This is a genomic window from Methanosphaera sp. A6 (genome assembly GCF_001729395.1).
Taxonomy (GTDB): Archaea; Methanobacteriota; Methanobacteria; order Methanobacteriales; family Methanobacteriaceae; genus Methanosphaera; species Methanosphaera stadtmanae.
Genome location: NZ_MAIF01000080.1, coordinates 1 through 8,949, shown reverse-complemented (window position 1 = coordinate 8,949; position 8,949 = coordinate 1). Strand labels below are relative to the sequence as shown.

General features: G+C 24.2%; 8 protein-coding genes. 5 read left to right on the top strand and 3 right to left on the bottom strand.

Annotation, left to right across the window (positions count from 1 at the left end; genetic code table 11):
- Positions 1-838: 838 nt before the first annotated feature.
- Positions 839-1,387 (top strand): manganese efflux pump MntP family protein, encoded by a 549-nt coding sequence (locus A9758_RS02700; RefSeq protein ID WP_048059854.1) that lies wholly within the window; start codon positions 839-841, stop codon positions 1,385-1,387.
- Positions 1,388-1,584: 197 nt separating this feature from the next.
- Here A9758_RS02700 and A9758_RS02695 read toward each other — a convergent pair whose 3' ends face one another.
- The gene (locus A9758_RS02695) at positions 1,585-2,103 is read right to left on the bottom strand and encodes a TIR domain-containing protein (RefSeq protein ID WP_011406338.1); all 519 of its coding nucleotides are present in this window, start codon (positions 2,101-2,103) and stop codon (positions 1,585-1,587) included.
- Between the two features lie 130 nt (positions 2,104-2,233).
- Here A9758_RS02695 and A9758_RS02690 point away from each other — a divergent pair, with 130 nt between their 5' ends.
- Both A9758_RS02690 and A9758_RS02685 read left to right on the top strand, forming a co-directional pair.
- Positions 2,234-3,361, top strand: a complete 1,128-nt coding sequence (locus tag A9758_RS02690; protein ID WP_011406337.1) for an aldo/keto reductase — start codon at positions 2,234-2,236, stop codon at positions 3,359-3,361.
- A gap of 179 nt (positions 3,362-3,540) precedes the next feature.
- Positions 3,541-5,034, top strand: a complete 1,494-nt coding sequence (locus tag A9758_RS02685) for a sodium-dependent transporter (RefSeq protein ID WP_011406336.1) — start codon at positions 3,541-3,543, stop codon at positions 5,032-5,034.
- Positions 5,035-5,141: 107 nt separating this feature from the next.
- On the opposite strand, the gene msrA is transcribed toward A9758_RS02685, so the two are convergent.
- Positions 5,142-6,113, bottom strand: a complete 972-nt coding sequence (gene msrA / locus A9758_RS02680) for a peptide-methionine (S)-S-oxide reductase MsrA (protein WP_011406335.1) — start codon at positions 6,111-6,113, stop codon at positions 5,142-5,144.
- Between the two features lie 364 nt (positions 6,114-6,477).
- On the opposite strand from msrA, the gene A9758_RS02675 reads away from it, so the two are divergent.
- The gene (locus A9758_RS02675; RefSeq protein WP_011406334.1) at positions 6,478-8,061 is read left to right on the top strand and encodes a DUF2207 domain-containing protein; all 1,584 of its coding nucleotides are present in this window, start codon (positions 6,478-6,480) and stop codon (positions 8,059-8,061) included.
- Between the two features lie 72 nt (positions 8,062-8,133).
- Positions 8,134-8,430, top strand: coding sequence for a DUF2207 domain-containing protein (locus tag A9758_RS07720; protein WP_112149480.1), 297 nt, complete (start codon positions 8,134-8,136; stop codon positions 8,428-8,430).
- A gap of 226 nt (positions 8,431-8,656) precedes the next feature.
- Here the strand turns inward: A9758_RS07720 and A9758_RS07550 are convergent, their stop codons facing one another.
- A complete protein-coding gene (locus tag A9758_RS07550; protein ID WP_158005513.1) occupies positions 8,657-8,827 on the bottom strand; it encodes a hypothetical protein in 171 nt (56 codons plus the stop codon).
- Positions 8,828-8,949: the final 122 nt, after the last annotated feature.

The following is an 8,949-nucleotide window of genomic DNA, read 5'->3' as shown; positions in this document are numbered from 1 at the left end:
AACGGATTTACACACTATTCTTGTAAATCTGTTAATCAAAGCAGAAAAATTAATAAAACACACTGTTTCTATTAATCTATAGAAAGTAAAATGTTAAATAACATTAATCAAAGGATTATATTAATTAGCAGTAATAAAAGAATCATATTATTCCTTTATATTCACCACATTCAATATAACAATAATTATATCGCGTAAATTTGGTACATACATCAAACTAAATCATCAACATAATTGTTGACTTTATTTTAGCTCTCATATCATCATAATATTACTACATTTGGAAAAAAACAAACTATCATAACAAATAACTAAACCAGTTATTATAAGTTCAAGTGTTTACGCTATTTAATGTAGCACATACTATTGTCAACAAAACAACCATCACAACAAAAATAGAAAACATTGCAAAAAATAATAAAAAATATAATAAATAAGTTAAAAAATACAAAAGAAAAATTATATAGAAAAATTTCAACAATACCTTATTAGAAAAAGAACATCTTTGTTAGATACCCAGTTTATATAAAAAAAAATAGTAAAAAGAAAACTAGATTAATATTCATAATCTAAACTACCCCCATAGTCTAAACCATAATTATAAGTAATTTTTACTAAATTATTTCATGAATTTTTTTATAAATATACCTATATTTTAAATTAAAAATAGACTCTGTTTATTGAAGGATTTTATTTTTTTATTCTAAATTCTATTTTAGATTAAAGATTTATATCTAATTATTATAAAATATATTAATATTGATAGTAAGTAGTTTTTATTATTATTATTATTTTTAAATTGAATTTTTTTTTAATAAGGAATTTTGATTATATGGAAATGAATATGCTTTCTGTAATTCTTTTGGCTATTGCTCTTGCTATGGATGCTTTTAGTATTTCAATAACAAAAGGATTTACTCAGAAAAAAATACAAAAACAAGAAATACTCTGGTATGGAATTTTCTTTGGCGGATTTCAATGTTTCATGCCTATAATAGGTTATGTTTGTGGAACTACAATTAGATCATTTATATCAACATATGCACCATGGATTGCATTTATACTACTACTTTGTATTGGATTGAATATGATTCGTGAAAGTATCACTAGTAGTGATGAAAAAGTAGCTGACATATTTAGTTTTAAAGAAGTTACCCTACTTGCTATTGCAACAAGTATTGATGCTTTTGCTGTGGGTGTGACATTTGCTATTCTTAATATTAGTCTAGTTATTCCATGTGCTATTATTGGAATTATTACATTCTTATTTAGTATTGTTGGAATATTTATTGGTAAAAAATTAGGTGATTATTTTGGAGATAAATTCCAAATATTAGGTGGAGTAATATTAATACTTCTTGGATTTAAAATACTTCTTGGATTTTAAGTTAAATCTAAAGAAATATTCTTCTTTTTTTTAAAAAAGTTTTTTTTATAAAAGTAGTAGGAAAAAATATTATATTAAAAGTTAGAGGTATAATAATTTCCCTACATACGAATGTAAAATGATGTATGTTTTACATACTACATAATACTTATTTACTATTTACTATACATATATTTTAAGTATATACTTTCATTTTTTTAGTGACAATCACATCCTACTCCACAGAAATGATGATCTTTAGATTGTAGTTTTCGTCTATTATTTATTAGATTTGTATCCTCTGATTTTATATATGATCTTTTTATTATGTTATCTATTTTCTCTGGATTTTCTGTCCATTTTATTATAGTTGCATAACCTGATGTTACATTATCATGTAGTCTTGGAGGATATGTTTCCAGTATTAGATTATTTAGTCTATAATCATTCCTATTTGGAAGACATATGCCTATTAGTGATGATTTTTGCTTTAATGCTGCATATATATCCCAATCTATATGTTTTCTTTTGTATGTTTTAGGTCCTACTAGTACTATTGTAGTTGTAGTATTTGTTATGTTATTTTCATTTATGATATTAGAGATATATTCATCACTTGAATAGTCATTATTTGTTAATCTTATTGTTTTTGTATTCAAATTTTGAAATAATTCTTGAAATTTGTCACTATACTCTTTATCTTCATGATAGTAACTAAGAAAGATATTTGATTTCATAATAATATTATTGTGTGTTCTTCTTTAATGATGTTTATGTAATAAATATATATATAATTATTAAAAATAAATAGTATATATATAAAGCTTATAAAAAAATTTTCATATTATTAAAAAGGGAGAAGATATAATGAAAAAAATGGGATTTGGATTGATGAGATTACCTCAAACAGATAAAGATAAACCAGAAACAATCAACCAAGAACAAGTAAATAAAATGATAGAACTCTTTTTAGAAAAAGGATACACCTATTTTGATACAGCATATCCTTATCATAATGGAAAAAGTGAAATAGCACTAAAAGAAGCTCTAAAAAACCATCATAGAGAATCATATATAGTAGCAGATAAATTACCCATCTTTGCAATAACCAAAGAAGAAGAGGTAGAACCAATATTTAAAGAACAATTAGAACGTTGTGGAGTAGAATACTTTGACTATTATTTACTACACAACATAAGTCCATTTTCAGAAGCAGGATATATAGATGTAGATTCATATAAATTTTTAAAACAACAAAAAGATGCAGGAAAAATTAAAAAACTTGGATTTTCAAGCCATGGAGATGCTAAGTACATAGAAAAATATCTTCAAAAATATCCTGACATGGATTTTATACAATTACAAATAAATTACCTTGACTGGGAAAGTCAAACAATAGAATCAAAGAAATGCTATGAAGTTGCTAAAAAACATGATTTAGAAGTAATTGTAATGGAACCATTAAAGGGAGGATTTCTTGCAAACATACCAGAAGATGCTAATGATTTAATTAAAAAATTCAATCCAACACTTACACCAGTTGAGTTAGCACTACGTTTTGTAGCAAATCTTGATAATGTATTCATGGTACTATGTGGAGTAAGTAGTTATAAACAAATGGAGGAAAATATTGAAATTTTTGAAAATATGCAACCATTATCTAAAGAAGAATTAGACCTTATAAAACAAGTAAGTGAACTTATAAATAGTAAAATAACAGTACCTTGTACTAAATGTAATTACTGTATAAATGAATGTCCAGTAAATATCAACATACCATATGTATTTGATTTATATAATAGTGAAAAACTACTAAATGAAGATGGATTTACAACATACCAAGTAACGTACATAAACTACATGAAAAATAAGAAAAATGGGCCGGCAAGTGCATGTATAGACTGTGGTAAATGTGTAGAAAAATGTCCTCAACAAATAAACATACCACAAGTAATGAAAGATGTAGTAGAATCACTTGAAAATAAACCAATGTAACTACTTATAGTATTATCTCTTTTTTTTTATTTTTTAAATTATGATTATAATTATACTCTTTTAAAAAAATTGAAAAAAACATGCAAATACTAAATACAATGAAAAAATATAATTATAAATATTATGTTTTTATAAAATTAAAAGATATTTTATACTAATATAAACTTAGAAAAAAAATAATGGGGGTTGCATATATCTCAGCTTCAAAGAAAACAAATGAAGCATATAAATGGGGAAGTAATATTTCATTCTTATTTGCAATGATTGGAGCAGCAATAGGTCTAGGAAACATATGGCGTTTTAGTTATATTGTATATAGTAATGGTGGAGGATCCTTTTTTATACCATACATATTTGCAATATTAACACTTGGTGTTCCATTTCTAATATTAGAATATGGTCTTGGAGTAAAACATAGAGATTCATTATCCAGTATTCTTAAGAATTTAAATCCAAAATTTGAAGTAATAGGATGGTTTATAGTATTTCTAGTTTTCCTAGTTATGACATATTACATAGTTATAATAGGATGGGATGTTATATATCTACTTCTAGGTTTCACAAAACAATGGGGAAGTGATCCTAATTTATTTTTCAATACCAACATAGTAGTTGGAGGTAACAACTTAAGTCATATTACAACAATAGTATGGCCCACATTTATAATAGTTACACTAGTATGGATATTTTTATGGTTAGTATCACGTAAAAATATTGAAAATGGAATTGGAAAAGTAGTGAAAATAACAATACCCTCTCTAATATGTATCATGTTTTTAATAGTAGCATACTCATTTACACTTAATGGTCATATGATAGGATTAACTAATCTTTTTAATCCAGATTGGAGTGCTCTTCTAAATAGTGACATATGGCTTGCAGCATTTACACAAGTACTATTTTCATTATCTGTAGGACAATCAATTGCACTTACATATGCAAGTTATCTTGATAATAATGATCATCTAGTAGATAGTGTTTTAGTTGTTGCTGCATCAAATTCAAGTTTTGAAATAATAACAGCAATAGGAGTATTTAACATACTAGGATTTATGTCACTAAAAACAGGACTTGGAATTGAACAAATAGCAACATCAGGTACTGGATTAATATTTGTAGTATTCCCAGAAATATTCAATATAATGGGTGATGTAGCATATATTATTGGTCCAGCATTCTTTTTATGTGTCTTCTTTGCAGGAGTAACAACTATGTTTGCATTTATTGAACCAATGAGTTTATCTTTAGCTAAAAAATTTAAGATGAGTAGATCAAAAACAGCAACTATTGTTTGTTTCTTTGGATTTTTAACATCCATAATATTTACAACAGGAGCAGGAAACTATATTCTTGCAATAGCAGATGAATTCATAAATCAATATGGAATATTATTTGCAATACTTCTTCAAGCAATAATCTTTGGATGGTTATATGGTATTGATAAATTAGTACCAATTTTAAATGAAAAATCAATAGTACACATAGGATCAAAATGGATATGGATACTAAAATATATTCTTCCAGGAGTACTTTTAATATTATTTGCTTCAGAAATAATACATAAAATTACAGAAGGTATAACTACAGAACTATTAATAGAATTAGTATTTTTAGCATTAGTTATAATTATACCAGTAATTCTTACAAAACTACCAGAAACAAAAGATAATTAAATAATTATCTTCAATACTTATTTTTTTTTATTTTAAATGAATTTAACTTCTTTAAACTAATGTAGAAAAAAATACTAAAAAAAAAGAATTTCTAAAAATCAATTATTTTACTTAAAATATTTAACATACCTTCCATAACCCATCTCCTCTAACTTATCATATGGTATAAATTTCATTGAAGCAGAATTTATACAATACCTCTTTTCACCTCTAGGTCCATCATCAAAAACATGACCTAGGTGTGAATTAGCCTTTTTACTTCTAACTTCTATTCTTTTCATACCATGAGATGTATCATTTAACTTTTGAATATGACTATCATTAACAGGTTTTGTAAAAGAAGGCCATCCACATTTTGAATCAAATTTATCATCTGATATAAATAATGGCTCTCCACCTACAACATCCACATACAATCCCTTCTTATTAAAATCATTATATTTTCCACTGAAAGGCTTTTCTGTAGCATTTTTTTGTGTAACATCAAATTCAATAGGTGTTAAATTCATAATATCTTCTTTAATTAATAATTCTTCTAATTGTTTTTTCTGATTTGGAAGTTGTGTTAAATCAATATGACAGTAACCTGTAGGATTTTTTTCCAAATATTTCTGATGATATTTTTCAGCAGGATAAAAATTATTCAAGGGTAATACTTCTGTTACTATTTTTTGTGAATATTCTCCTTGTTTTCTATTAATAAAATTTATTATTATTCTTTTGTCTGTTTCATTTCTATAATATATACCAGTTCTATATTGTACTCCTACATCATTTCCTTGTTTATTAATTGTAAGTGGATTTATTATTTTAAAAAATTCTTCCAATAACTTCTTTAATGGTAATATGTTATTATCATAATCCACTTTTACACATTCAACATGATTTGTATTTTCTAAACATACCTCATCATAAGTGGGATTTTCTGTGTTTCCATTTGCATAACCTACTGTTGTTTTAGCTACTCCAAGTAACCTCGAAATATATGCTTCAACACCCCAAAAACATCCCCCTGCAAGATATATTGTTCTTAAATTTTCTTTTTTGTAAGATATTTTTTTATTTAAGTTATCAATCATATTAAAACCTCAAAAGAGATTTTATTTAACATATTCTCTTTTATATATTACCTATTTTTTTAACAAGCTTATGTATATCTAACGTTGTTTTTTCTATTTTTTTAAAGAAATTCCTTTTTCTATAATTATTTAATCCATTATATTTAATAGTTTCATATTAATTAAATAAAAAGAAAATAGTGGAATTTATATTTCATCTGCCTTTAAAAATTCAAGAATATTCATATGTATTATTCCATTTGAGGATAAGTTTATTTCATCCATAGATAGAACATATTTTGGATAATTATCTTTTATTTTATTTAATGGCCTAAACGGTGGATATTGTGTATGTTTTTTATTAATAATAATATTACTTCTCTTTATGATTAGTGGAAATAGTAGTCCATATGGGATTAAAAATGGTGATATTCATTTAGAAGTTCAAGATAATGGTTTATTAAAAGTACAAGAGGTATATACCTATACTATTAAAGAAACAGTTGATACTATTAACAGAACCATTGAAAGAGATAATGGAGAAAATATAAGTAATTTAAAAGTTTATACTAGTGGAGCATACTCTGAATTTAATATAGAAGAAAATTCTAACAGTACAAATATTACAACATTTCTTTATAAAGATGAATCTAAAAATCAGAAAATAAATAATAAAGAAATAACTGTGGTATATGAATATGATTTAACTCAAGCTCTAAAACTGTATAATGATGTAGGTATATTTCAATATAAATTATATGATAATAAAGAAGTAGTACCAATAAATAACTTATCATTTAAAATTAATTATCCCTCAAAAGAAGGAGTTAATTTCTGGATAAATCCATATGATGTGGCAGAAAATACAAAATTCCATTGGGAAAATTCTAGTTTAATAATAGAAAATATATCAACTAATTTCATGACAAATAATATTGAATTTAGCTCAACAATACCCAAGAATGAATTTAGTATTAATAACACATATGCTACAATAATAGATGATACTAAAGCTGAAGATATAACTAAAGCTCAAGAAAATTATGAAAATAATTATAAAAGAAACAATATAGTACTGCCTCTTTTTTCAGTTATTGAAATAATGAGTTTACTATTACCTATTGGAGTTTATATTAAATATAGAAGAAAACCAAAGCTTACTTTTAAAGAAATAGAAGAACCTCCAACAGATGATAAACCAATATTTGTAAATTCAATTATATATTCAACCCAAATAATAAGGGGTAGACCAAATATAAATGCTCTTAAAGCAGTGATACTTGATTTGATTGAGAAAAATGTTTTATCCTATAATTTATATGAGGATACAATAATACTTAAAATAATAACTAATAAAAAAGATCTTTTAGATTATGAATTAGAGGCATTAAATCTTCTTAAATTATTTGAAGATGAAAATAATTGTATTAATTTAAATAAAATCAAAATTCAACTCAAAAAAGGTAATAATTCTAAAATATATACAAAGAAAATAAAGAAATGGGAAGAAAATTATCAAGAACAAAATGATATTTCAAAATTTATAGATAATACATACTTAGATATATTTTTCAAATATGGAAAAATATTATTAATTATATTGATTATACCTGTAATATTAAATCTAGTAGCTCCCCATCCCTTTTTTATATATAACATAATCACTGGAATTATCATGATTATAGTATATTTTATACTAGGAAAAATGTTGTCAAGAGTGAATTGGACAGAGTATGGTATGGAATATTATTTAAAATGGATGGCATTTAGGAAATATCTTAATGATTTATCATTAATTAAAGAACATCCACCAGAATCAAAAAACTGGAATAAATATATAATCTATGCAACAGCATTAGGATGTGAGGATTGTATACTAAAATCAATGAAAGACTTAAATTTAAAGAATAATTTATATAATTTTTATCATATAGGAGGAATAAAGTTATTAAATAGAATATTTGAATAACTGTGATGAAATATTACAATCAAGTAGGTGTATTAATGACTAAAAAAATAACAGTCCTTCTAATCTTTTTTTATAATTGCACTATTTTTAATATTCATACCTATTAGTAACAACAACAGTAAATCTTATGAAATTAACAATAGTTACATTAATTTAGAAGTTCAAGATAATGGTTTATTAAAAGTACAAGAGGTATATGAATATAAATTTAATGAAAGATTCAATGGAATAAAAAGAAATTTTCCAAAAACAGATAATCAAAAAGTAAACAATTTGAAAGTATATTCTCCAAATGCATATGCAGATTCCACAATAAAAGAGAGTAAAAAAACTACAAATATTATGTTAATATTTAAAATTTTGATTTAGAATTTGAAAATAGGATGAACTTTTTTTTAATAATTTTTAAACTTACTATTTTTGAGCATAGTACATATACATGTCATGGTTATTTTTCATGGTTTTAGTGGATTTGGGAATAAGTTCTTATAAATCTTCTCTTATTTTTTTGTAAAAATAGTGTTTTTTGTATGATTATATGTATATGTATTTGTTAATATTTAGATATTTCTTAAAAAAGTAGTGTTTGGGAAGTTTAGTATAGTGTTTCATCATCTTCATATTCATCTCTATTGTTTTTCTTCTCATTTATGTCTTCATAATGTTCATCTAGTAGTTTTGATATTACATCATCTATTGTTTCATTTTTTTCTTTTATTTCTAGTATCATATCGTATGAGTCTTGGGATATTTCTATATTTACCATTATTTTTCACTTCTTTGGATTTTTTATTAGTTGTTATTGCTTTTGTTTTTCATGTTTATTTACCTTTTTATTTTGTATTAATTTTATTTATTTTTTTTTTTTTTTTTTTTAGTAGCTTTTTC